Annotated in this window: 19 protein-coding genes; 11 read left to right on the forward strand and 8 right to left on the reverse strand. The window is 37.7% G+C overall.

What is annotated here, in order from left to right; all coding sequences use genetic code 11:
* The first annotated feature begins 1 nt into the window (after position 1).
* The 11 genes from J4N46_RS07635 to J4N46_RS07685 are packed head-to-tail and all read left to right on the forward strand — an operon-like array spanning position 2 to position 13983.
* Positions 2-3034 (forward strand): virulence factor SrfB, encoded by a 3033-nt coding sequence (locus J4N46_RS07635; protein ID WP_208058816.1) that lies wholly within the window; start codon positions 2-4, stop codon positions 3032-3034.
* Positions 3035-3036: 2 nt separating this feature from the next.
* A complete protein-coding gene (locus J4N46_RS07640) occupies positions 3037-5808 on the forward strand; it encodes a virulence factor SrfC family protein (protein WP_208058817.1) in 2772 nt (923 codons plus the stop codon).
* 1 nt (position 5809) lies between these two features.
* A complete protein-coding gene (locus J4N46_RS07645) occupies positions 5810-6523 on the forward strand; it encodes a hypothetical protein (RefSeq protein WP_208058818.1) in 714 nt (237 codons plus the stop codon).
* A gap of 2 nt (positions 6524-6525) precedes the next feature.
* On the forward strand, positions 6526-7017 hold the full coding sequence (locus tag J4N46_RS07650) for a hypothetical protein (RefSeq protein WP_208058819.1): 492 nt from the start codon (positions 6526-6528) through the stop codon (positions 7015-7017).
* A 12-nt stretch (positions 7018-7029) separates the two neighbouring features.
* Positions 7030-8346, forward strand: a complete 1317-nt coding sequence (locus J4N46_RS07655; RefSeq protein WP_009414577.1) for a S8 family peptidase — start codon at positions 7030-7032, stop codon at positions 8344-8346.
* 4 nt (positions 8347-8350) lie between these two features.
* Positions 8351-9337 (forward strand): hypothetical protein, encoded by a 987-nt coding sequence (locus J4N46_RS07660; RefSeq protein WP_208058820.1) that lies wholly within the window; start codon positions 8351-8353, stop codon positions 9335-9337.
* A 24-nt stretch (positions 9338-9361) separates the two neighbouring features.
* Complete coding sequence (locus J4N46_RS07665; RefSeq protein ID WP_208058821.1) at positions 9362-10765, forward strand: hypothetical protein; 1404 nt, start codon at positions 9362-9364, stop codon at positions 10763-10765.
* A 10-nt stretch (positions 10766-10775) separates the two neighbouring features.
* A complete protein-coding gene (locus J4N46_RS07670; RefSeq protein WP_208058822.1) occupies positions 10776-12245 on the forward strand; it encodes a hypothetical protein in 1470 nt (489 codons plus the stop codon).
* Between the two features lie 8 nt (positions 12246-12253).
* Positions 12254-12643: a hypothetical protein gene (locus tag J4N46_RS07675; protein ID WP_208058823.1), complete on the forward strand. Its 390-nt coding sequence runs from the start codon at positions 12254-12256 to the stop codon at positions 12641-12643.
* Positions 12644-12652: 9 nt separating this feature from the next.
* On the forward strand, positions 12653-13303 hold the full coding sequence (locus J4N46_RS07680; RefSeq protein WP_208058824.1) for a hypothetical protein: 651 nt from the start codon (positions 12653-12655) through the stop codon (positions 13301-13303).
* A gap of 2 nt (positions 13304-13305) precedes the next feature.
* Complete coding sequence (locus J4N46_RS07685; RefSeq protein ID WP_208058825.1) at positions 13306-13983, forward strand: hypothetical protein; 678 nt, start codon at positions 13306-13308, stop codon at positions 13981-13983.
* Here J4N46_RS07685 and J4N46_RS07690 read toward each other — a convergent pair whose 3' ends face one another.
* The 8 genes from J4N46_RS07690 to J4N46_RS07725 all read right to left on the reverse strand — a co-directional run bounded on the left by J4N46_RS07690 (position 13984) and on the right by J4N46_RS07725 (position 26028).
* Positions 13984-14931 carry a DUF4421 family protein gene (locus tag J4N46_RS07690; protein WP_208058826.1) on the reverse strand — a complete coding sequence of 316 codons (948 nt, stop codon included), beginning with the start codon at positions 14929-14931 and terminating at the stop codon, positions 13984-13986. It lies immediately after the preceding gene.
* Between the two features lie 102 nt (positions 14932-15033).
* Entirely contained in the window at positions 15034-16425 is a 1392-nt protein-coding gene (locus J4N46_RS07695; RefSeq protein ID WP_208058827.1) for a type III PLP-dependent enzyme domain-containing protein, read from the reverse strand.
* 398 nt (positions 16426-16823) lie between these two features.
* Positions 16824-18029: an acetate/propionate family kinase gene (locus tag J4N46_RS07700; protein ID WP_208058828.1), complete on the reverse strand. Its 1206-nt coding sequence runs from the start codon at positions 18027-18029 to the stop codon at positions 16824-16826.
* Positions 18030-18060: 31 nt separating this feature from the next.
* Positions 18061-20136, reverse strand: a complete 2076-nt coding sequence (pta, locus tag J4N46_RS07705) for a phosphate acetyltransferase (RefSeq protein WP_208058829.1) — start codon at positions 20134-20136, stop codon at positions 18061-18063.
* Positions 20137-20338: 202 nt separating this feature from the next.
* Entirely contained in the window at positions 20339-21001 is a 663-nt protein-coding gene (gene folE / locus J4N46_RS07710) for a GTP cyclohydrolase I FolE (RefSeq protein ID WP_009414588.1), read from the reverse strand.
* Positions 21002-21036: 35 nt separating this feature from the next.
* Positions 21037-23490 carry an endopeptidase La gene (gene lon / locus J4N46_RS07715; RefSeq protein WP_208058830.1) on the reverse strand — a complete coding sequence of 818 codons (2454 nt, stop codon included), beginning with the start codon at positions 23488-23490 and terminating at the stop codon, positions 21037-21039.
* A 159-nt stretch (positions 23491-23649) separates the two neighbouring features.
* A complete protein-coding gene (locus tag J4N46_RS07720; RefSeq protein WP_208058831.1) occupies positions 23650-24666 on the reverse strand; it encodes a quinone-dependent dihydroorotate dehydrogenase in 1017 nt (338 codons plus the stop codon).
* Between the two features lie 243 nt (positions 24667-24909).
* Positions 24910-26028, reverse strand: a complete 1119-nt coding sequence (locus J4N46_RS07725; protein WP_208058832.1) for an ABC transporter permease — start codon at positions 26026-26028, stop codon at positions 24910-24912.
* Positions 26029-26087: the final 59 nt, after the last annotated feature.

Genomic DNA, 26087 nt, shown 5'->3' on the forward strand with positions numbered 1-26087 from the left:
AATGAAAAGGATTTCTTTGATAGCCAATTCGGGCATACAATATATAAAGTTTAAAACTGAGATAGACAAGGATTTCGGGAAGAAGCCAGAAAATAAAATTTATTACCACGAGCCTTTTGATAACAATACAAATGAGTTTGTGCTTGACCCTTTGTTTAAGTATACTAAACAAGGGGATACTGTTTTTTATAGGTGGCAGCAACTTTATGAAGGAGACTACTTTGTAAATGGGCGAATAAAAGAAGATATGGACTTATCAAATCTTCAGCCTGTATTGGTAGCTGAAGAGGAGGGCAATTTATTAAAAGCCTTAAAAGCTTTCCAACGTAAATGGATACCACTACCTTATTTTAAAGATAATTCTATCAATAAAGATGTGCTTTACCCCACTGATTGGGTACGGGTGTTTATAGATTGTGATGATGAACTTACAAATGCTAAAGTAATTATTGCTGTAGACACTTTATTAGCACAGAATGAATACGATAAAACAGGTCCGCAACTGAGTTTAAACATTGAGGAAAACGTGTTTAAATTGGAACAATCTACACTGAATATAGCTAATGTACTCTGCGACCCTCAATTTGCTTCGGCTTGGATAAACGACTATCTATCGGATGTATATTACGGCAAAAATGAAGACCTTCGTTACGAAAAGCCTTACAAACAATATATTGCTAAATACCTGCTCTTTGTGAAATGGTTGGGCAGCCTAATGAATATGCCTGAAATACAACTATTTACTGATAGGACAAAGAAGAAAGAGGTAGATTTGGTAATAGATGTGGGTAACTCGGCTACTTGTGCGTTGCTTTTTGAGAATAAAGACGACAACACTTTTGATTTTGAAAGTGTAAAAAAGCTTATTATTCAAGATTATACAGAGCCCGACAAACAGTATGACGAGCCTTTCCCTATGAATATTATTTTTTCGGAATCTAAATTTGGGGACATTAACGATACATCTGATAATAAAAAGTTTACTGTACCCAGCTTGGTACGAATAGGCTGGGAGGCGGAACATCTAATAAATGCCACCGTAACCGATTTAAGCTTAGGATACGAATTAAAAACGCATAATTCGAGCCCTAAACGCTATTTGTGGGACGATAGCCCTTCGGAAAGGGAATGGGAATTTAACCCTAAAGATTATAAAAACATCAAAAAGGTATATCTGAATGGGATTACCAATCAGCTAAAAACAGACGGAGAGCTGGTAAGGGCAAATGATATGTTTATGTCTAAACCATTATTCTCACGTAAATCACTAATGAAATTTGTGTTTTTAGAGATATTGGTACACGCCTATGCACAGATAAACTCATTTGAATTTAGAGAAGAACACGGACAAATGATGCGTCCGCGCTCATTAAAACGTATTACTATATCGTGCCCTACGGCAATGATACAAGCTGAACAGGTGGCATTGCGCCAAGCTGCTGAGGAGGCTTGCGAATTGCTAAAAAATTACGCCAACTATTATTTTGACGAAGATTATAGGGAATATTGGTTTGAAAAGCCAGAAATTATTCCTTCTACCAACGATATTAAGAAAACGTTATCGCAATTGGAAGATCGTGTGGATTGGAGTTATGACGAGGCGAGTTGTAGCCAATTTGTTTTCTTATACAGCCTGATAGTAAAGAAACTGAAAGGCAATAACTATGTGATAGACAACTATCTATTTAAAGGGAAAAATACGCTAAAAATAGCATCGGTGGATATTGGCGCAGGTACTACTGATATACTTATCAACCAATATCAACTAAAAGAAAATGGTAAAGACAGTGACTTGCTAACGCCTACGCCTCTGTTTTGGGATAGCTTTAAATTTGCAGGTGATGATTTGCTAAAGGATTTAATACAAAAGATTATTATTGAGGGCGAAGTGAAAACGGAAGCCGATGCGGGCTGTACTGGGGTGATACAAAACCACGGAATAGGGCAGGGTATAAACAATATGTCGGAATTGCTCAATAATTTTTTTGGGGAAGATGCTAACAACATCAGTTACAAAGGCAGGGTAATACGACAAGCTTTTGTACAACAAGTGGCAATCCCTATAGCATTAGCTTACTTAAAGAATGCTAATAATACAGATACACCTATAGAAACTAAAACTTTTGAAGAGATTATAGGTAGAAAATTTCAAAATACTGAGTTATTAAAGTATTTTGAGCGTCATTTTGGTTTTAGTTTGCTTGATTTGCAATGGAAAATAAGTGCAGATAGGGTAAATACGATAGTAAGTTCGGTATTTGATACACTTATAAGGCAAATATGTGTCGTTTTCAATCAATACCAATGTGATTTTGTAGTACTTTCGGGCAAGCCAGCTTCATTAAAGAGTTTTGAAGCACTCTTTAGGAAATACCTTACCATATCGCCAAGCTGCCTAATCAACTTAAATACCTATTGGATAGGGCGTTGGTATCCTTTTGCTGATGGCAATGGTTTTATAAACGACCCTAAAACGGTGGTGAGTGTAGGGGCTATCGTAGCATTAATGGCTGGCAAGCTGTTTAAAATAAGAGATCTAAAAATAGAAACCAAAGAGATTACACAAAAGCTGATTTCTACAGCTGATTATATTGTACGTACTAACAACAGTGAGAAAGAGGTAATATTATCGCCGAAAAAGAACGCCAATGAATTGGAAGTAAGTACTTTGCCTTTTCATTTTGGGTATTCTAAGTTTTTATCTAAAAACTACCCTTATGCCGATTTGTACAGTATCCGCATCAATGAAGAGGAAGTAGCCGCACAAGTACGCCGCAAATATCCTTCACAAACGGAAGATTATATACAGCGACAGATAGAGGTGGAGAAGAATGCTATAAGGCAAAATTTACCGCTAAAAATGCAAATAGAACGGGATTATGACGAGAGCAAAGAGGTGATAATAATAGAGAGTGTGGAAGATGCTGAAGGGAATGAGAAATTAAACAAATACTTTAGTATGCACTATCAAACCCTTGAAGATGAGAAAGGTTATTGGTTGGATAAGTGTGAGTTTATCTTAAATGTAAAATAGTTATGAGAACCAATTATTCACAAGAAGATATAGCCCTTATAAAGAAGTTTATCGGCGAAAAAGAAACGTTGGTAAGGCAGAGTGTGCAGTGGGTAGAAAAGAATTTGAAATATGAAGAACGCAATGAGGTATTACTGCAACTAAAGTATGCCAGCAATACTTTTCACAAAATACTACAAAATATAGATTCTAAGCCCGTAATGGCATTGTTTGGGGCAAGCCAGGTGGGGAAATCATACCTTATAAAGAACTTATTAAGCACTGAAAAACGAGCTTTTGAGATACAAAACGGTAATGAAGCCTATGATTTTTTGCAACGCATTAATCCTGCTGGTGGTAAGGAAAGTACAGGCTTGGTAACGCGTTTTACAGTGCAACAAGAGGTAAAATACCCTAATTTTCCACTAAAAGTAAGACTGCTTAGTGCTAAAGACATACTAATAGTGATATTAGATGCTTTCTTTTTAGACCTTAAGAAAATTACTTCGTTTATCTCTAAGCGCGATTTGGAAGCACATATCAAGCGATATGAATTGCAAGAGGGGAGTCCTAAACAAGAAGTGCTTACAGAGTTTGATATATTAGAAATTAAAGATTACTTTGACAATCATCTTTCAAAGCATACTATACTCTTTGAGGGACTTGTAGAAACGCGCTTTTTTCAGCGTATCAGTAAGCTAATAGCTCAATTTGACTATACCCAATGGAGTGCTATTTTTGAGGTGTTATGGAACAAAAACGAGCATCTAACTCGTATATTTAATAGTATTATAGAAAAACTGCATTGCTTGGATTACGCTACAGAGGCTTATTTGCAGTTTAATACGGTATTGCGCGATGAAGGAGCTATTCTTGATGTAGAGCGCATCAAACTGCTTGATAAGGTGCACAAAGATACTATTGTAAAAACCAATACAGGCAAGGAAGTGAGTATAGACCTTAACTACTTATCGGTATTGATAATGGAGCTCATTTTTTCAATTCCTGAAGCGCTGATACAAACGAAACCTTTCTTGGAAAACTCGGATTTATTAGACTTCCCAGGAGCTCGTACTCGCTTGGCAATTGAAGAAGATGGTATTGCCAATGAAGACAACCAAAAACAGATGCTCATACGAGGAAAGGTATCGTATTTATTCAACAAATATTCTGATGATTACAGTATTAATAACCTATTGTTCTGTAATAACGACAAGCAGTTGGAAATAAACGAACTATCCTACTTATTATTCAACTGGATTGCAAAAAATATAGGCGATACACAAGAAAAACGAACATTGGCATTGGCAAATGCTCCTGTGCCTCCGCTATTTGTTATTTATACTTTTTTCAATGAACAATTGTATTACAAAGACGGTGCCGACAATAACTATTTGCAGGACTATACTAACTTAAATCACAAATGGATAGCTCGTTTTAATGCTATCTTTGAAGGGGAGATTGTAACTAAATCACGCAATTGGCATACCCACTGGAGCAACCAGTCGCCTTATTTTAAGAATATGTACTTACTACGTGATTTTAACTACTCTAAGCATACCTTTGATGGTTTTGAGACAAACAAAGAGGAAACTAATTTGCGTGCTGAGCGGGTGGATTTTATGAATGCTTTGAGAAAATCATTCATAGAGTTTGATTTTGTACAAAAACACTTTGAGAGCCCTGAACGCTCGTGGGATGCGGCAGCGAAAGTGAACGCAGATGGTTCTGGCTTAATAGTAGAAAATCTTGCCAAGGTATCTAACAACCTAATAAAGATAAACCATTATATAGCTATACTGAACCAAACGATAGAGAGCTTAAAAAATACGCTTGTAAAATACGTGCATACTGATGATATAACGCTAATGAGGGCAAAGAATATGCAGTTGGTAAATCAGTTTCAAATGCAGTTTAATAGGGCTATCAATAGTGATTATTCGTTGTTTATCAAGTTTATAGAGCAACTAAGTGTGAGCCCCATAGATTTGTACAATTTGCTAAATGAACACCTCATCATAGATGTGGAAGAACAAACCAATGAGAGCCTAAGTGAAGCTTCCTTGTTATACAATCAGTTTCCTGAGCTAAAACAAGCTACTACGGAGGAAGAAGCTGTAGATATACTAAAACGAAATATGTGGCTAAACAGCAAGGAAGAGGTGGAAATGGCTTTGGGCAATGTAAAGCTAAGCGACTTGTTTACGCCTACTAAAACAAAGTCTAAAACGGAGTATTACACACAGCTATTGCTGGATAATTGGTATGAAAGAGTAAGCCAAAATAGCTATGATGATTTCACACAGTATAACATTAGCAAAAGCCATATAGATGAGATATTGTCGCACTACCAGACTATCATCAAAAAGCGAAATGTAGTAGAAAAATTAGTAAAGGTATTTGACAATATGGTATCGGAGATTAAGGGGATACAAGGTGAAGAGGTGTTTATGGCAGAGACTTTTGCTTTATTGCTAAATGATATTATTTACAATTTTGATATGCAATTTGTAAGTAGTGAAGAGGCACGTGAAATAAAAGAGATGTACAAAGATAAGACTTTGCAATACTTTGGCAAAGAACCGATGACTGATGAAGCTACTATAGCAAGTTTATTTGACAATAGCAAAATGGATGTAAATACCATAGCTTTTGAAAAATATGGTAGATGGTTAGAGCTATTGCGTATTTCATTGCTTATCAATAGTGGTTTTGTGAGTTATGATGAGGCTGAAAACAGCGCATTGAAAGCACTTATAGAAAAATATACTGAATATCCAATTCAAAAATCTTGATATGAACAAGTTTTATACCCTTACGACTGATACCTTCGTGCCTATATCACACGACAATAAGCACCTTTTCAATACCTATGAATTGGTGAATAATTTTATAAGGACACGGATTTCTAATAAATACCGAAATATACTAGCAAAGCCTATTTTACAAAACTATGTAGTAAATTGGTTTTCGCCCTATCAGGGATTGCAGGAAACGGTAGATATACAAGCTCAAAGGCAATATTTTGCTTTTAGAGACGAATTGGAACAGCATATAGGGCAATTATTACAGAGCAATGACCCTAATAACAAGAACTGGGCAGGGTTGCTACAAAAGGTTTTCAGTCAGGAAGACAATAAGCTTTTCAGCAATGGGAAAGATATATGCATCGTATGGGGGTGGCAGTTTAACAACGACAAGATACAACGCCCTACAATACAAGAGGAAAGCGAGCCACTATTGGAGCCCGAACCAGAACCTGAAGCACTACCAGAGCCTGAAGTAGCACCTGAACCAAGCCCTAAATTAGAGCCTGAACCAGAGCCCGAACCCGAACCACTACCAGAGCCTGAACCTGTAATAGCTTTTGAGCCCGAAGCTGTAGTGCCTGAGAAAAAAAGAGGTTTTTTGGAGTTTCTAAAGGAGTTTGCAGCTACTTATTGGTGGTTGTTAATTGTGCTATTAGTGCTTATCTGTATTGTTTTCTTTTATAAATCACTCATCTTTTAGTTATGGAAAATAAATTCTTTTATCGTTATTGGTGGTTATACTACTTGTTGTTCTTCCTATTGCTGGGATTACTCATTTATGCGATATTATGGAAGCCAAAATGCAATAATAACTATTACCAGCCCCCTGTAACTACTACCCCATCACCACCTATGGATAACGAACCCCCTACAATGCCACCTGCACAAGGAGCTACTGTGAATTGTGATACCGAAGTAAATTCGGGAGGACAGGGGCTTACACGTACCCCACATTTATTGGGTAGCCAATCGGGTAGAGTAGTGGTGCAGTATGATATGTATGATGTACCCGACCAGCTTACGGTATATTACGATGGCAAAGTAGTAGCTACTACTTCAGACCTTGTGAGTGGTTATGGTACTGTAGAATTTGCTTATAAAGCCGAACAAGGAAAACCCCAAGAATGTATTGTAGAAATGAAAGCCCCCGAAGACGGTACTGCGTGGACTTATCGTGTGAATTGCCCTGAATAATCTTTTTGAGTTATGAAACATAAATATCCATTTCATTATTATCTTTTTTTGTTTATAGCTTTAGTAATAAGTATACTCTTTTGGATATTTGTACTAAAAGAGCGTATGGGACAGGGAGGATATGCTGCATCGTTGCCCACAACTGCCTTACCTTCATTGCCCAATAACTATTACACTATAAAGCCTATAGATCGTGATAAGATTATTATAGACACTATCGGCAAGCGGCAAATAGTTGCCGACTTGCTGAATGTGGCTATTAAAGACACTACCTACCAAACCAAACACTTCTTACAGGATTTTATACAAAAATTTGATACAATTCAATATAAAATAAACTATGTGGATAGTACTATTAACTATATACAACTGAAAGTAGCTAATGAGATAGACCGCGAGGGCTTTAAACAAGAAGTAAAGCAGAAACTGCCTAATTACTCGCTTTTGGTATGGGACGAAGCACTTTTTGATATGCAGACCACCAACCGCTATATGAATAGAGAAAATCTCTATCCGCTACAAAAAATAACTGCTAATAATATAAAAGTAGCTGTTGTAGATAACGGTTTTGACTTGCAACACCCTTCACTGAAAGGCAAATGGATAAACCCTTATAACGCAACCGACAATAGTAGTGATGTGCACCCCTCGGCTATCAATCACGGCACCGCAGTAGCCTCTATAATTGTAGGGAACAGGTTTAACGATATAGAGGGCATAGTACCTACGGCACAGCTAATTCCTATAAAAGTATCGGATGCCAATGGTTATATGAGTTCTACTTACATTATAAAAGGGGTGCTTTACGCTATTAAGCAGCAAGCCGATGTGGTGAACCTATCATTAGGAGCTAAATTGGACGCCGCAGCTGTTATTCCTGAAACTTATCAAAAGGATTATATAAAAAATGGAGCTAAAGATGAAGAAAGTTTTTGGAAAGAGCTATTTTCGTATGCCGAAAACAATAAGACAATTATTGTGTTAGCCGCAGGAAATGACGGCATACTCACAGGCTTTGACCCAATGGCACGTGCCGAAAATACAATAAAAGTGGGCGCAGTGAATGAATACGACCAAAAATCAGATTTTTCTAACTATGGTACACTAACAACTATTTATGCCCAAGGAGAAAACGTAAAGGTAGCAAGCCCTAATCAACAGACTGAAATACTACAAGGCACGAGCTTTTCAGCCCCTATAGTAAGTGCTTTTATCGCGGCTTTAAAAAGTAAATATCCGCAATATACTAGTACACAAATTATTGAAGAACTGAAAAGAAATACAGTACAACAAAATCAATTAACAATACTATATAACAAAACATTCTAACATTATGACCGAGTTTAAACAAGATAACTTTACATTTGTAGATATCATATCACTAATATTTATATTTTTCTTATCTACAGCTAATTTTTTTGCATTACTTTACTTAACAGACGGTAAAATGCCTATAAGTTTAGCTATTACTGTCTTAGTATTAGTGATTTATTATGCTATTATGCAGGTACTGAAGAACAAAAAGCAAGCTATGGCGAGCAAAAATTATAAAAGTGCAGCTACACTTTGGTTTTTACCTTTTATAGGGTTGTCATTATTCAGTCTTGTACTATTGGTTCATTTTCTAAATATAGAAAATAACGTAAAGCCTAAGGTGCAAGCAGAAGTAAATGAGAAAATCAACAAAGTAATAGGCATATCAACTATTTACGAAGAGGAAGCTTCTAAGGACTTACAAAACTACAAGAGTGCACTTACTAATAAGCTAAGGGCGTATGTAAAAAACCGGAAGAGTGGCAAAAAATACAAAGGAAATACTCAGGATTCTTTACAAATAGGGAAATACGTTATAGATAACCAAACATTGGCTATAGCTACATTGGCTAACCTATCTTCAATTGTAGAATCTAACCTAAGCCCTATACGCAATAAGGTAAGTGAGAATACAAAAATACTGAAGGAGGTAGAGGCTGAAGCTGAAAGGCGCAGACAGGACTTCCAGAATTGGAATTTCTTGGGAGTTGCCAAAAACTATAACACTACTAATGATTTTGTAACAGATAGTTACAAGCTACTGAATGAAAAATTAGAGGAACTCCCTATGCATCAAGATATGGTACTTTTCCAAATGGATAGTCATCAGTTGCCTTTGAATAGCTTTAGTGAGCTGAATAAGGTATATCCTCCCAATTGGTTTTTGCCTATACTTATAGTGGTTGTGATACACTTGGTTATTCTAATACCTTTTATTACTTATAAAGTAAGAAGATACGACAATGAATCTACCCCTTCAAGCATAGGTGGGGCTACCGAATATTAATCAGAAATATAAATAGAATACACAATGGATAAGGTAAGGAAGAGACAAATTTTAAACAGTTGTAATGAAGTTTTTTTCTCAATAGATAAGCTTGATGAGTTTGTCATAAATAATGACATTACAATTGAAGAATTTAAACAATACAATTTAGAGATTGCTAAGGTAAAGGAGCTAGAAAGGCGCAAACGCCAGCGTGAAGGGTTGACTGCTGAAAATGAACCCCAAGCAACAACAACATCAGCTCCGGCATCGCCTTTTGCAACAAACACTACTAATAGTTTTGATCCTTTTGGAAGTTCATCGGGGAGCTCTATATTTGATACCTCGTTGAACTCTATTTTCCAAAACACAACCGTTATCCCACCACCTCCTACCACAGCTACTACTATTATCACCCCTCCTCCTGCTAATAAAACTACTGAAATCCAGAAAGTGATAAATGAGGAAGTAGGGATTGAAGACATACGCGACTGTCTAAACCGCAACCTTTATAGCTATGACGATTTAGAGGCTGCAGGAGTAGATAAAAAGCTGATTAACTCATTCAAACATTGGCAAAAACAACGACCTATAAAGGCTTTTACAGTAGATGAGTTGCCCCCAATGGATAAAGGGCGTACCGATGTATTTTTTGTAGGTATTCCTGCCTCTGGAAAATCGGTAATGTTATCGGGCTTGTTGTTCTACGCTAAAAAAGCGGGTATCAGTATCCCCGACTCTTATAACACTGAAGGCGAAAAATACGATGCTCAAATTACATCGGACTTAGAAAAAGGTATTTTGGCAAAAGGTACGGTATCAGGTTCATATAACTATATTGCTACCTCACTAAAAGACGAAAAAAACAAGACACACCCACTGAATATAGTGGAAGTGCCCGGTGAAAACTATGCCAAGATATTTGAAAATGGTTTGGAGAATGATGAGGTAAAAGATTTTGTAAATCACATTAAGAACAACAACCGAAAAATACTTATCTTTGTACTTGATGCCTTAGACCATATGAAGCGACTTGATGCTGATTATCACAATGATTACAACCAAAGTGATATTTATATCAGTATCCTGAATATGTTCAGAAAACACCGTATATTGGAAAAGACCGATGCGGTGTATTTGGTAGTGAATAAGTTTGACCTTATTAAGAAAGAACGTATAGGCACACAACAATCAGACCTTACCATAGCCGATGAGTTCGTAAAAGAAGAGTTTAGAAACTTATTAAACAACTGTATCAACGCTAAAGAGAGCGGAAATAACAAGTTTAAGATAAAGGTATTTCCTTTTTCAATAGGAGAGGTGGTATATGATAAGATTTTGAGAGAATACCACCCCGAATACTCTAAAAATATCATTGCTCAAATACTATCGGATAGCTTTATCGTAGATGAGGGCGGATTTTTAGGTAAATTTTTAAGACGTTTTTAATCATAACACTATGAAAGTACATTTATTAATACAACGCACCTTTGCGGGACTTAATACCGAATATACCAGCAACCCTGCTATAGCTCAATTAGACAACAAGCTATTTTTAACCGATGAGCGTAGCGTAGTAATGCAAATTACCGAGAACCCTGTATTCTCATTTGCTAAAAATGAAAAATGGACGTGTTATTCATTTATAAAGCGTGCTTTAGACCGTGAAAAACGCGCTGGGTTCTATGCTGTACGGCTATTTATCTCTTCGGCACATAAACTCACTAATGTAAAGGATTGCCTGCTCACTATTGCTCAGCGATATGAGCTTTTTATACAAAACAATACCCCCTCACAAGAATATACCGACCTGCTTACCCAAATCAATGAAAAAGCTATCATAGAAAAGGAACGTTATACCTTCGATATAGAAAGTATCAGGAAAGGTACTTACTACGCTATAGCTACTGCTGAAAATTTAGAAGCACTCTTTGCCGATGAACGCAATGAGTTTGTGGAAAAACTTTATCTTTTTACTACTAATATTGATAGCAAGCTCTTGGCAGAGTTTCACTTGCACTCTATAGACCCTCTAAGCGTAGTAAAGTGGCAAATAAACGATGAAAAGAAAGCCTTAGACAAACTTTGGCTTGAAAATACCGCTATTCCTGTATTTGCTAAGCAACTTTTGTCATTACAAGGGGCAAAACTATACTTTCAACTGAAAGGACAACAAGAAAAGCGAGAACTAACAGGTACTAATGAGCTAAAAACTACTGCTATAATTATTGATGATGCTGATAAGTGTATCACATCTCTAAAAATTAATAACACAGCCGTTAAACCTCAACCGTATTTTGAATTGTATGCTCTTGCTACTGATACTTTGTACTATACATTGAAAAATGGCAAAGAAATACCATTACCTATAACAGCTAAACTTTCTACCCGCAAACTCATAGTAGAGAATAGTGAAAACGCTTTGGCTAAATTATGGGTAAATGGTGAAGAACTCCCTATTCCTACAGGTAAAAAGTTTGAAATATACGCCCTTACGACCGATAAAATAGAATATACTATCGTGGGACAGGCAGGGAAAAAAACAACTGTAAACAGCGATATAAAAACGCTGTCAATACATCTGCCTAACAGAGGGCAAACCATCAATGATAACAAGAAAAGTCCTGTTATTGATATATTGCTTTATGCTCTATTGTCGTTGCTTGTAGGGGGTATTATAGGATATTTTTACCGCAGCAATACATCTGAAGAAGATATAAGTGCTATAGAGCAAAAAATACAAGAAAAAGAAGCTAAATATGAGCAAGTAAAGAAAGAACTCAATAGCTTTCAAATACTACCTAACAATACTGCAACAAAAACAGTTACAAGTACAACAACAAATACCATAAAATCAAATAATACCACTACAAAAACTACCAATGTAGCCACAAAAACTACCAATACAAATTCAAAAACCACAAAATAATAAGAAAAATGAATAAGAAAAGTTTATATATCACACTTGCAGTAGTTATAGGTTGTTTAGCTATAGGCTTTGCTGCTGGTTATTACTATGTAGATACTGAAACTCAGAAAATCATCAGCAGTAGAGAAGAAATCATCAAAGAAAAAGATAATTTGATTGCAAAGGCAAACGAAGAGTTGGCAGCTCAAAAAAAGCAAATAAAACAGCAAAAAGACAGTATTGCCAAAGTAGAAAAGACAAAGAAAGCTATTCCTGTACAAATAGCCCCAAAAGCTACTGCACAAGCTCCTAAAGCTAAACAACAACCTGCTGCTGCTCCTGCTAAAAAGCCTAATGATAACAAGCCGCAAGACAATAAAAAAAGTACCCCTAAAGACCCTAAAAACAATAAAAAATAACCATACAAAATGAATAAACGAACGCTCTATTTTATGCTTACAGCCTTAGTAGCTATAGGCTGTGTGGCTCTCTATACTTGGTTTTCCGAAAAAAGCTCATCTTCCCCCATTAGTAAAAGTACTGCCGAAGCTTCTTCGGTACAAGAAACTATAGAAACTGCCATAAGTAATCTGGATAGCATACAAGTTACCCCTCAAGATTATAACAATTTACTTATTGAAATTACAGGGTATTACAACCAAGGTGATATCACTAAAGATTTAAAAGATACTTATTTGGAAACCCTGAAGGATAATTATAGCCAAAGATCGGCTTTTATAGTTGCTCAAATACTACAAAAAGAACCTATAGATAAAAATGAGGTTAAGAAATACATCAGCCATTGGGCTACCATCAAAACCAATGACCCAAGTGTGAATGAAGTAAAGAAAGATTGGCAATGGTACGTTTTCTATACGAGTATACTACCCAAACAAATAGACAACTTTATCCATACTCCAATAGCACAGTTTTCAAAAGAAGAGTACGATAAGCTTATGAGCAAACTAAAAATCAATCCTAAATTTGAGCATTTTGAAAGCATAAAATCAATAAAAGAAGAAATGGAAGAAAAATTACGCTATCATTATGATAGTTGGAACAATTATAACTATTTATAATAATGAAAATCATATATCTTTTTTTAAGCATACTCTTTTCGGCAAGCGTATGGGCACAATCCAATGACACTATATTTGAAGCTATTAAAGCCTATAAAAATAAAAACTATCAAAAAGTATTAAGTTTGCTCAATACTCCTGAGTTGCGCCAAGACAATAAAATGTTGTATATATGGATAGAATCAGAATACGCCGTTATAAGCAAAATGTATAGTGATGATGTGGCTAACTTTGACTTTCAGCGTCTTGAAGTATTACGCCAAAATATAGATAACTATATAGCTAATCCTAATAGCAACAATGTAGAAAAAGTAAAAGAACTGAAAAACAAATTAGCCCAATACCCCCTTACTGCTACCGATTTTGTAGCTACAAAAAACCAAGAAGCTGCCGACTCCCAACTGAGAGATATAAAAAAAGCCTTTACTACCTTCCTAAAATTTGACGAAGTGCTGCGATTGGTAGATTTGTATAGCAGCAATGAGTATATTCCTGCTTATGAGCTAGCTTATCACAAAGCTGTAGCACAATATAGAAAATGGAAGCTAAACCGAAGAAATTTTACTGAAGAAGACCGAAAAAAAGTATTAGAAGAACTCAAGAATTACAAAGAGAATTACTCCAATAAAAATATCTTATACGACCAAGTGGTTAAAGAAGCTATTAGGGAAGCCAAATAATCACATTCCTAAAAGTTCCATTACTCTATTTCGGTATTTTGTTTGAAAACGAAACTGCCTTATACAGCTAATTTCAATATTACTACTATTGATGTCTATTTGTTCATTCTTTCTATAATAAAGCTGTTTGTTATTCTCTTGCACCGTAAAAATAAAAGTCCAATCTTTTTTAGTATACACCCCCGATAGCAATAGTCTGAAATTGTTATAACCATTTAGTTTCATTTTAGAAAGTGGCTTCATCTCACCTCCAAAATAACCTCCTATTCCCATCAGGGTAAAAGCAGTAAAGTTATCCGTAAGGTTAATATTACCTGTTACCCCCACACTCACGCCAGCTTGTATATGTCTAAATACCTCATTGCTATTAACATACGAAAGTGCAGGAATATCAATTTTGTGATAGTAAAGTCCTCCACCTATATACCACCCAAAAGCCGTCCCAAACTGTGTTTTTCCGTGGTTTAATAATTGTTCCAAAGCTATTTCCTTCAAGTTCCTAAAGTATAATAGTTCACTGCCTATTTGGTGTATTTTAGTATCGTTCAGTAGCCTTATATTTGCCTTATCTGTATAATAAAATCCTTTATAATCCTGATAATAAAGGTCAAATAGAAATCGTTCTTTAAAAAATGAATGCACCTGAAAGTCAAAAAACTTACTCTTACCATATTTATCAGTATCTCGTAGTGGCACGATACTTTTAGAATATCCCACCGTTACAAACGTATTGTAAATCCCCATACTAAACCCTAAGTTTACAGGGTAATTAGGCAATAACTTCTTATTTTTTAAACTTTCATTTTCAGGTGCTTCTATTACTTCCAATCTCAGATAATCCATATTGATAGACGGACGCAACCACAGATTGTATTGGTAGTACTTCATATCATTTTCCTGCCCCCATAATACTCCTACAAACAAAAAGAAAAAGAATATTCTCATCATTCTTACTTTTAGTAATAAAAAGACCGTTCAAAAAAGTCTCACTTGTCCAACAAAACTCCTCTGAACAGTCTTTTTACAAATCATTGACAATTAACAATTGTTTTAGTATCCTAATATCTTCAGCATATCCTCAGCTTTTTGTTGTTCCATAAAAAGCCGAGATACTATATTTCCTTTCTCATCTTTGTCTATCAATACAATTTTAGGTTGTGGAATAAGGCAGTGTTGCAAACCACCTACCCCTCCAATACTGTCTTGGTAAGCCCCCGTATTAAAAAAACCAATGTATAAAGGCTTGTTTTTGTTATACTTAGGTAAGTAGATAGCATTCATATTCTGCTCACTATTATAGTAATCATCACCATCACACGTAAGTCCGCCCAAAAGCACTCGCTCATATTCATCATTCCAACGATTAATAGGCAACAATACAAAACGCTTATTGATAGCCCAAGTATCAGGCAAAGTAGTGATAAATGATGAATTTATCATATCCCATTTTTCACGGTCATTTTGTTGCTTTTGGTACATAATTTCATAAATAGCACCCCCAGCTTCACCCACCGTAAAACTTCCAAATTCAGTAAAAATATTCGGTACAGGCACTTTCTCTTGCTCACAAGTAATTTTTATCTGGCGGATAATTTCATCTACCATATAAGCGTAATCGTACTCAAAAGCCAGCGAAGTCTTTATAGGAAAACCACCTCCTATATTAAGGCTATCCAGCTCAGGAGCCACCTTTTTCAGCTGAATATACACGCGCAAACACTTCAAAAGCTCATTCCAATAGTACGCATTATCTTTAATCCCTGTATTGATAAAGAAATGCAACATTTTCAGCCGCACTTTTGCGTTATCTTTTATCTCACGATTGTAAAAAGGCACTATATTCTTATAGCCAATCCCTAGCCTACTAGTATAAAACTCTGAGCGAGGATCTTCTTCCGAAGCAATGCGAATACCAATACTATAAGTCCCCTTTATTTTCTCCTCAAAAAGGTTAATTTCCTCGTAGTTATCAATGATAGGAATACAATTCTCATATCCACGATTGATAAGGTCAGCGATACCATCTATATAAGCATCGCGTTTAAAGCCATTGCATAAAATATGCTTTTCTTTAGTGATAAGCCCCTCATTGATGAGGTTATTAATAATGTTAATATCAAAAGCCGAAGACGTTTCCATATGAATATCATTCTTCAGTGCTTCCACCATTACGTGTTTAAAGTGCGAACTCTTCGTACAATAGCAGTAATTGTACGCCCCTTTGTATTTATGCTTTTTAATAGCCTTTTCAAACCATTTTTTAGCCCTCTGTATATTCTCCGAAATTCTCGGCAAATACATAAACTTAAGCGGCGCTCCGTATTGGCGTACCAGCTCCATTAAGTCAATATTGTGAAAGCGAAGTTCATCACCCTCCAAGGTAAATTCATCTTGAGGAAAATAGTAGGTTTGGTCAATTAAGTCGATATATTTATTTTTCATTTGTTCAGCGTAATTAAAATAATAGTAAATGTTTTTGCGAAGTGTGAGCAACAGTCATCACCATTGCCCAAAATGCTATTACTTCCTAATGCTGATTTTTCAAATACGAAGAGGTGAAAGGCTTTTTGCCTTGCAACGAATCTGTTGTGCACGTGTGTGAGCAGAGTGAAAATAACTTAAAAATATGATGTAATCGTTCATATTCATTGTAATAACCTCAATAATTAAAAGTTATAAAAATTGTTATATGTTATATAGACACAACGTTACGACTATACGGCTGCAAAGGTAGTCATTATTTTTTAATTAACAGCTATGTTTTAAAAAAATCTTTATCAAATATGATAGTTTTATAAGAAAAAACAGCAGAGACATCGCTATCTCTGCTGTTTTGTTATTTATTTTACCAATCCTACAATTTCATTTACAATTTGTAATTCCTCGTTGGTAGGTATTATCAATATTTTCACTCGGCTATCAGCAGCTTGTATTTCTACAGGTGCTTTAGGGTGATTTAGTTCTTCATTCTTCTTCTCATCAAGTTTGATACCAAAGAAATCCATATTCCTACAAGCAAATGAGCGTGTAAGAGCATCGTTTTCGCCCAAACCTGCTGTAAATACAATCGAATCCAACCCGTTTAAAGCAGCTGTATAAGCTCCTATAAATTTTTGGATACGATAACCGTACATCTCGTAACAAAGCTGAGCGTTTGCATCGCCTGCGTGGTATTTAGCTGCCACATCACGAGCGTCCGAATAGCCTGTAAGCCCCAGCATACCACTCTTCTTGTTAAAGATAGTTTTCACCTCCTCAAAGCTCAATCCCAATTCTTGTCCCAAAAAGAACGCTACAGAGGCATCTATCTGTCCGCAACGCGTACCCATAATAAGACCATCAAGCGGCGTTAAGCCCATTGAGGTATCTATACACTCTCCGTTTTGGTTCACAGCAGCCATACTCGCCCCATTACCTAAGTGAATTGTAATGTTCTTAATATGCGGATTATTGAGGTATTTACGCGCTTCAGCATCTACAAACTTATGGCTTGTACCGTGGAAACCATACGAACGAATACCATACTTTTCGTAGTATTCATTAGGAATTGCATAGCGGAAAGCTTTAGGAGGCATCGTTTGGTGGAATGCAGTGTCAAACACAGCCACGTGAGTAGCCTTATTAAAAAGCTTACGCGCCACGCGAATACCTTCTAAGTGTCCTGGATTGTGCAAAGGCGATAGTGGGATAATACGTGTGATTTCTTCCACAACAGCATCATCTATTACAGTAGGCTGCACCAATTTTTCACCCCCGTGCACCACGCGGTGTCCTACCCCTTTTATTTCTTCAGGATTATGAATAACTCCCACTTCAGGGTCGGTGAGGAATTCAGTTACCAAGTTCATACCCACCTCGTGAGTAGGAATAGGCACTTCTTTCTTCCTTTCTACTTCTTTACCGTCTTTTACCGCAACATATTTTATCAAGCTACCTTCAATACCTATACGGTCTACAATCCCTTTGGCTTTTGATTCTCCTGTTTTAGAATCTATAAGCTGATATTTTAGAGACGAACTCCCCGAATTAATAATTAATATTTCCATTTTCTTTTATAATTTCTGATTTATAAGCTCATTAAAATTCCGACTGTATGGCTGTAATAAGCACCGTATTGTAAATATCAGGAATAAGTGCCCCCCTGCTCAAGTCGTTTACAGGCTTTTTCAAGCCTTGAAGCATAGGCCCTATTGCCAAACCTCCTGTTTCGCGTTGTACTGCCTTATAAGTATTATTACCCGTATTAAGGTCAGGGAAAATAAGTACATTAGCTTGTCCTGCTACTGGCGAATTAGGCATCTTTTGTTTACCCACTTTAGGATCTACTGCCGCATCGTATTGTATAGGTCCTTCCACCAATAGTTCTGGACGACGTTGTTTTACTAAAGCGGTAGCTTCACGCACTTTATCCACATCAGCACCACTGCCTGAGTTACCAGAAGAGTAGGAGAGGAGTGCTACCTTAGGTTCTATGCCAAAAGCAATTGCCGAATCGGCAGAGCTGATAGCTATATCAGCCAATTGTTCCGCAGTTGGGTTTGGTACTACCGCACAGTCACCGTACACCAATACGCGGTCGTGCAACAACATAAAGAATACTGACGACACAGTGCTTACCCCTGGCTTGGTCTTTACAAACTGTAATGACGGACGAATAGTATGTGCTGTTGTATTTACCGCACCCGATACCATACCATCGGCATCACCTACAAATACCATCATCGTACCAAAGTACGAAGCATCAAGCATCAAATCTTTAGCTTGCGAAAGCTCTAAACCTTTGCTCTTGCGAAGCTCGTATAGTTTCTCAGCATACGCCTCATATTTAGGGCTATTAGCAGGATTTACAATACTGATACGTTTTTCGTTCCATTTCAAGCCCAATATATTGGTAGCACGTGTTTTTATCGCTTCGGGGTCGCCCAAGATAGTAAGGTATACCAATTCATCTTCGGCAAGTTGTGAAGCAGCAGTAAGAATACGGTCATCGGTACCCTCTGGCAATACAATGTGTTTTTGCCCTTGGCGTGCTTTCTGTACCATATTGTATTGGAACATTCGCGGTGTTATGGTTTCCGATTTAAATGAAGAAATGCTCTTGTTTAGTTTTTCAGCATCTACAGTTTCGTCAAACAACTGAAGTAGTAGTTTTATCTTTTCTGTGTTCTCTGGGTAAATACGAGGATTGATAGCCCCTATAAGGTTTGCCGTTTCAAAAGTATTGCTCTTGGCTATCATTATCGGGATATTTTTTTGAATACCCTCCAATATCTTGTGAATAGATTTGTCAAGCTCAAAGTTTCCGTATAGCACAATTCCTTTGATGTTTGAATAGTTGGAGTAGTTAGCTACTAATGAGCCCGTAATCAGGTCAGTACGGTCGGAAGGGATTACCGCCAAAGTATCTTCAGTAAGGTTTGCAAAATAGTTAGGCAATTGCATTGCTCCTATAAGCGTACGTTTGGTAATAACATCTATGTTATCGCCTTTGTACAAAAACTCAGCATTTAAAGCTTTGGCTACTTCGCGAATCGTAGGGCGTGAAAGCTCCTCTTTGCGCGGAATTACAGTAAATGTAATATCTTTAAATTTCTGTTCCAATTTGCTTTGGGTAGCCTCTGTCGCATTTTTAGCCTTGTTGATAAACACACTAAGCACTTGCACATCTTTTTCTAAAATCGAATTTAATTGTACCTGCACTTGGTTTAGTAGCTCGTCTTCCGAAGCAAAATTGTCCTTTAGCACTACCAGCACAGGAATATTCAAGCTCTGTGCTACCGAAGCGTTAAAGTCAGTATCAAAATTGCTATCACCTACAATACCAGGACTATCTACCAATACAAAGTCAAACTTTTCTTCTAAAGCTTTGTACTTTTTGATGATGGTATCATACACTTCACCAATATTTCCTTGGTTCTTAAGGGCTATTACCTCTTTACGTGTATAAGCATAAGTCTCTTCATAACTCATATTGAGCTTAAAGTGCTCCAACACTGTTTCTATAAGCATATCTTTTTCAGACTTGCTTTCAATAATAGGCTTAAAGTAGCCTACCTTTGATGTATTGCGCATTATCATTTGCAATACACCTAAGCTCACTACCGATTTACCACTGTGGGCATTTACGGGGATAATGTAAACTGACTTATTCATTGTTCTAATTTTACTTGTTTTAGTGTATAGATTGCAAAAGTACAAAATAATGTTTAATTGTCAAATAATTATTGATTATTTTTTTTGCCGTTACATACCCAGCGCTATACATTCGCTGGCTTGGCTATCACACGATACCCTTATTCTATAATAAAAATAGGATTTTACCCCATAAGGATAAAATCCTACAAAAAAATTTACACTAATGAAATCTCGTTTCTAATTTGATGTATTCTAAAAACTCCTTTCTCACTTCAGGGTCTTTAAATTTTCCACCAAATTCAGCCGTTACTGTACTGCTATCTATATCTTCTATCCCTCGCGAATTTACGCATAGGTGTTTTGCATCAATAATGCAGGCTACATCTTCAGTACCCAAAGCTCGTTGCATCTCTTGCACTATTTGCAGGGTGAGGCGCTCTTGTACTTGGGGGCGTTTGGCATAGTATTCCACAATACGATTCATTTTAGATAGTCCCAGCACTTTTCCGTTGGATATATACCCCACGTGTGCCCTCCCCACTATAGGTAATAAATGGTGCTCGCAGGTAGAATAAACCACTATGTTTTTCTCTACCAACATTTCGCCGTAGTGATATGAGTTGTTAAAAGTAGACATCGAAGGTCTGCGCTCTGGCAATAAGCCGCCAAATATCTCCTTTACAAACATCTTCGCTACACGTTTGGGCGTACCTTTTAGGCTATCGTCAGTTAAATCCATACCCAATGTGTGTAATATAGCACGCACGTGTCCTTCTATTTCGGTTATCTTTTCAGCCTCACTTTTCTCAAAAGCATCAGCCCTTAAAGGCGTTTCTGCCGAAGTGGCTATATGATTCTCTCCTAAAATATCTTCTTCTTTCATCGTTTTTTATTATAATGGGGCAAAGGTACAAATAATTATTCAAAGGTAAAAACTTTTTTATGTTTTGCGTCTTGCGAAGTTATAGCCAAGCGCACAACCTCTTCCATATCGGTTACGTAGTGGAAGGTAAGCCCTTTGAGGTATTCTTCTTTTATTTCTTGTATATCTTTTTTGTTATCTTTGCTCAGTATGTATTCTTTGATGCCTGCACGCTTTCCTGCCAATATCTTTTCTTTAAGTCCGCCCACAGGTAACACCTTGCCACGCAAGGTAATCTCACCGGTCATTGCCAAGTGCTTTTTCACACGTTTTTGGGTGAATAATGACATTAGCGAAGTGAGCATTGCAATCCCTGCGCTAGGCCCATCTTTGGGGGTAGCACCCTCTGGCACGTGTATATGCACATCGTAGTTTTCAAAGAGCTTAGGGTTTAGGTCATAGCGCTCGGCATTGGCTTTGATGTATTCTAAGGCTATGGTAGCCGATTCTTTCATCACCTGCCCCAAGTTGCCCGTAATGTTCAGTACCCCCTTGCCTTTAGAGAGTGCCGATTCTATAAATAGTATCTCACCTCCCATACTCGTCCAAGCAAGTCCTGTTACTACACCTGCCACATCGTTGTCTTCGTATTTATCACGATCAAAATGCGGTACACCCAATATTTTCTCTATATCTTCAACAGATATTTTAGGGTCGTAAGCCTCTTCCATAGCCAAGTTTTTAGCTCCGTAGCGCACCACTTTGGCTATTTCTTTTTCCAAGGCGCGCACCCCCGATTCGCGGGTATAGCCTTCTATAATACGCTCTATTTCTTTCCTACCCAGTTGTATATCAGATGATTTCATTCCGTGCTCTTTCAGCTGCTTGGGCAAGAGGTGTCGTTTGGCTATTTCGGCTTTTTCTTCAATAGTATAGCCCGTTACGTTGATGAGCTCCATACGGTCGCGCAAGGCAGGCTGTATGGTAGATAAATCGTTGGCAGTGGCTATAAACAATACCTTAGAGAGGTCATAACCCATCTCTAAAAAGTTGTCATAAAACTCCTTATTTTGTTCGGGGTCAAGTACCTCCAGCATTGCCGATGAGGGGTCGCCGTGGTAATTATTATTGCCTAATTTATCTATCTCGTCCAATACAAATACGGGGTTGGAGGTCTTTGCCTTTTTCAATAGCTGCAATATACGTCCTGGCATTGCCCCTATGTAGGTTTTGCGGTGCCCGCGTATTTCGGCTTCATCGTGCAAGCCTCCTAATGACATTCGCACATATTCACGGTTGAGTGCTTTGGCTATAGAACGCCCTAAAGAGGTTTTTCCTACCCCTGGCGGACCATAAAAGCACAATATGGGCGACTTCATATCGTTGCGCAGTTTTAGTACGGCTAAGTATTCTATAATACGGCGCTTTACTTCATCTATGCCATAGTGGGCTTTATCGAGTATCTTTTGGGCGCGGTTCAGGTCAAAATTGTCTTTAGAGTATTCATTCCAAGGCAACTCTAAAAGCGTTTCTATGTAATTGCGCTGTATGCTATAATCAGGACTATTGGGGTTGGTGCGTTGCATTTTGGTGATTTCCTTTTCAAAGAGGTCTTTCACCTTTTTGTCCCATTTTTTATCTTTGGCTTTAGCGCGTAGCTCTTCTATTTCGGCTTCTGATGAAGCTCCGCCCAACTCTTTCTGAATGGTTTGCATCTGCTGCTGCAAAAAGTACTCGCGCTGCTGCTTGTCTATATCAAAACGGGCTTTAGATTGCACTTCGTTGCGAAGCGTAAGCCTTTGGAAATCTATATGCAAGTATTTCAATACCTCTGTAGCGCGTTCCTTAAGCTCATCTATTTCCAATACTGCTTGTTTTTCCAATACTGTAGCATTCATATTGGCTGATATGAAGTTTATTAGGAAAGCATCGCTGTTGATGTTTCGGATAGCAAAGGCTGCTTCCGAAGGGAGATTGGGGTTTTCTTGGATAATCTTGATAGCCATTTCTCTTACCGACTCGATAGTGGCTTCAAACTCCTTGTCGTTGGGTTCGGGTTTTATATCGGCTACTTCGGTAATAGCGGCTTTTATATAGGGTTTTTCTTCTACAATATGGTCTATCTGAAAGCGTTTTTTGCCTTGTATGATAATAGTAGCATTGCCATCGGGAAGCTTGAATATACGCAAGATACGGGCTACTGTTCCCAGCTTGTAAAGGTCATTACTTGTGGGGTTTTCGGTATCTTCATTTAATTGTGCTACTATACCTATGGTTTTATCGGTGTCATTAGCGTCATTCATCAGCTGCAACGAGGCATCACGCCCTATGTTGATAGGGGCTACTACTCCTGGAAATAACACGGTATTTCTTAGTGGTAATATGGGAAGTATCTGTGGGATTGCTTGTTGTGATACTTCTTGCTCATCTTCCTCTGGGAAAAGAGGTATGATTTCTGCATTCTCATCCATATTGCTAATCACTAAGCTGTCAAAATTTTCTATTTTCATTGTCTTATTGAATCAAGATATGCCAATATGTCAGTCGCTTTTTTTAGTTACTGTTGGCTTTATTGAGTTATTAGTTTGATATTGTGCATTTTACTAATGTAAATGCTTTCTTGGGTATATATATTGCAATTGCTGTGCCAATTTGTGCAGAGGGTGGGGTTATTGTCTTATCAATCGCTTGTTGATGCGTTTTACAAGTCCTGCACCCTCGTATATAAAGCCTGTGTAAAGCTGCACCAGTGAGGCTCCTGCGTTCAGCTTTTCAATAGCATCCTCTTCGCTAAAAATACCTCCTACGCCTATAATTGGGAAGGCTTTGTTACTTTTTTCTGATAGAAAACGGATTACCTCGGTGGCACGTTGTCTTAAAGGCTTACCACTAAGTCCACCTGTTTCGTTTTGTGCAGGCGAGTGTAGCCCCTGTCTGCCAATGGTGGTATTGGTGGCTATAACACCTGCGATGTGGGTATTTTGTACAATCTCAATAATATCTAATAGTTGCTCATCGGTTAAATCGGGGGCTATTTTTAGCAGTATGGGCTTTGGTTTGGGATGCTCGTGGTTTTTGTGTTGTAGGGTACTGAGCAGCTGTTGTAGGGGTTCTTTTTCTTGTAAGGTGCGCAAATTGGGGGTATTGGGCGAACTTACATTCACTACAAAATAATCTACGTAATCAAACAGCTGTTCAAAACAGATGAGATAGTCATTCACGGCTTGGTCGTTAGGGGTAATTTTGTTTTTACCTATATTGCCACCTATGAGCACATTTTTATTCTTTTTAAGGCGTTTTACGGCTGCTTCTACACCTTCGTTATTGAAGCCCATTCTATTGATGATACCTTGGTCGTCTATTAGGCGGAAGAGCCGCTTGGGGGGATTGCCAGGTTGTGGTTTAGGGGTGATAGTGCCTATCTCTATAAATCCGAAGCCTAAATTGGAGAGCTCTTGGTATAGCTTGGCGTCTTTGTCCAGCCCTGCGGCTAATCCTACGGGGTTTTTGAAATGCAAGCCGAATACCTCACGGTGTAGTGAGGGGTGTTCTACCTTATAAATAGCTCTTATAAGGGCAGGCACAAGGGGTATTTTGTGTATGAATTTCAAATAGCTGAATGTGAAATGGTGCGCCTTTTCGGGGTCGAGCGAAAAGAGTAATGGGCGAATAATGGTTTTGTACATAATCTCAATTTACATATAAAAAAGGTTAGAAAAACGGCTTGTGCCTCCTCTCTAACCTAAAATCATACTAACACTTAATGATAATTCTTTTTTATGGTGCAAATATACAGCTTTTTTTTTATTCTGTACAATTTTTTTGACGAATATTTTTTTGGCTAATGTGTTTTCTTTGCTTAGTGCTTGCTGGTGCGGCTTTGCCCCTGTGGTAAGCGAAGGTTGAGCGAAGGATAAGCGAAGGATAAATTAGCTTGTTTTCTTATAATTCCAAATTGCCCAGCTGTTGAGCGCTACTGCGAAGCCCATAAGGTATAATAGCTCTGCCTTCAATTCCCATAGCGCACTGCCTTTCAAGACTATTTGGCGCATTGCTTTTACAAAGTGGGTAACGGGAATGAATTGCGATGCTGTCATTGCCCAAGCGGGCATACTCTCTATATTGGTAAGGAAACCGCTCATTAGCAGGAATATCATTATAAAGAAATAGGCGATAAACATTGCTTGCAACTGCGAATTGGCAAAGGTGGAAACCAGCAGCCCAAAGCCAAGAATGGCAATAAGATACATTGCAGCAAAGGTGTATAGGGTGAGCAAACTTCCCGCTGGGGCGATGCCATAAACTACATACATCAGGGTAAGCCCCAAGGTGAAAAGCAGCGTACCTAATACCCAAAAGGGTATGAGCTTGCCTAAAATGAATTGCCACTTCTTGATAGGCGTTACGTTTATCTGCTCTATGGTGCCTATTTCTTTTTCTTTAACCACATTCAGTGCCGATAAGAAACCGCCTATAATGGTGAGCAATATGGCTAATATGCCGGGCACAATGTAGTATTTGTACTGCATCAGTGGGTTGTACCAAGAGGTGCTTGCCATTGTTATTTGGGCTGTACGAGCAAGAGGTTTGGGGGCTTTGATATTGATAGCCAACTGTTGGTTGAAATCGCGTATTACTTGTGCCAAATAGGCTCCTCCTAAGCTGGACTTGCTGCCGTTGATAGCATCTATCGATACGCCTATGGACTGGCGCCCTTCGCGCACGAGATTGCGCTCAAAATCGGTAGGGATTTCTACTACTACATCGGCTTTGCCTTTTTCTATATACGTAATACCTTCGGCATAAGTGAAAGGGGCACTGATAAGGCGGAAATAACCCGAGGCGGTTATCTTCTGTAATAGCTGTTGCGAATAGGGGCTCTGGTCGTGGTCTATATACACGAGGTTGATGTTCTTCACATCAAAATTAGCTACTTGTGGCAGTATGATGAACTGCATTATTGGTGCTATAAACATCATTGCCAAGATGGTTTTATCTCGGAATATCTGTTTAAATTCTTTTTGGAGGATAAAGCTTAATGTATTCATTAGAGGTTAGTGTTTAGTTGTTTGACATTAGGGGTTGAAAGTTTGACATTAGGGTTTGA

The organism is Capnocytophaga bilenii (assembly GCF_017565765.1).
Classification (GTDB): domain Bacteria; phylum Bacteroidota; class Bacteroidia; order Flavobacteriales; family Flavobacteriaceae; genus Capnocytophaga; species Capnocytophaga bilenii.

Excerpts from the sequence above, each read along its gene's own strand:
- J4N46_RS07635 (WP_208058816.1), top strand. The coding sequence starts at position 2 with ATGAAAAGGATTTCTTTGATAGCCAATTCGGGCATACAATATATAAAG.
- J4N46_RS07640 (WP_208058817.1), top strand. The coding sequence starts at position 3,037 with ATGAGAACCAATTATTCACAAGAAGATATAGCCCTTATAAAGAAGTTT.
- J4N46_RS07645 (WP_208058818.1), top strand. The coding sequence starts at position 5,810 with ATGAACAAGTTTTATACCCTTACGACTGATACCTTCGTGCCTATATCA.
- J4N46_RS07650 (WP_208058819.1), top strand. The coding sequence starts at position 6,526 with ATGGAAAATAAATTCTTTTATCGTTATTGGTGGTTATACTACTTGTTG.
- J4N46_RS07655 (WP_009414577.1), top strand. The coding sequence starts at position 7,030 with ATGAAACATAAATATCCATTTCATTATTATCTTTTTTTGTTTATAGCT.
- J4N46_RS07660 (WP_208058820.1), top strand. The coding sequence starts at position 8,351 with ATGACCGAGTTTAAACAAGATAACTTTACATTTGTAGATATCATATCA.
- J4N46_RS07665 (WP_208058821.1), top strand. The coding sequence starts at position 9,362 with ATGGATAAGGTAAGGAAGAGACAAATTTTAAACAGTTGTAATGAAGTT.
- J4N46_RS07670 (WP_208058822.1), top strand. The coding sequence starts at position 10,776 with ATGAAAGTACATTTATTAATACAACGCACCTTTGCGGGACTTAATACC.
- J4N46_RS07675 (WP_208058823.1), top strand. The coding sequence starts at position 12,254 with ATGAATAAGAAAAGTTTATATATCACACTTGCAGTAGTTATAGGTTGT.
- J4N46_RS07680 (WP_208058824.1), top strand. The coding sequence starts at position 12,653 with ATGAATAAACGAACGCTCTATTTTATGCTTACAGCCTTAGTAGCTATA.
- J4N46_RS07685 (WP_208058825.1), top strand. The coding sequence starts at position 13,306 with ATGAAAATCATATATCTTTTTTTAAGCATACTCTTTTCGGCAAGCGTA.
- J4N46_RS07690 (WP_208058826.1), bottom strand. The coding sequence starts at position 14,931 with ATGATGAGAATATTCTTTTTCTTTTTGTTTGTAGGAGTATTATGGGGG.
- J4N46_RS07695 (WP_208058827.1), bottom strand. The coding sequence starts at position 16,425 with ATGAAAAATAAATATATCGACTTAATTGACCAAACCTACTATTTTCCT.
- J4N46_RS07700 (WP_208058828.1), bottom strand. The coding sequence starts at position 18,029 with ATGGAAATATTAATTATTAATTCGGGGAGTTCGTCTCTAAAATATCAG.
- pta (WP_208058829.1), bottom strand. The coding sequence starts at position 20,136 with ATGAATAAGTCAGTTTACATTATCCCCGTAAATGCCCACAGTGGTAAA.
- folE (WP_009414588.1), bottom strand. The coding sequence starts at position 21,001 with ATGAAAGAAGAAGATATTTTAGGAGAGAATCATATAGCCACTTCGGCA.
- lon (WP_208058830.1), bottom strand. The coding sequence starts at position 23,490 with ATGAAAATAGAAAATTTTGACAGCTTAGTGATTAGCAATATGGATGAG.
- J4N46_RS07720 (WP_208058831.1), bottom strand. The coding sequence starts at position 24,666 with ATGTACAAAACCATTATTCGCCCATTACTCTTTTCGCTCGACCCCGAA.
- J4N46_RS07725 (WP_208058832.1), bottom strand. The coding sequence starts at position 26,028 with ATGAATACATTAAGCTTTATCCTCCAAAAAGAATTTAAACAGATATTC.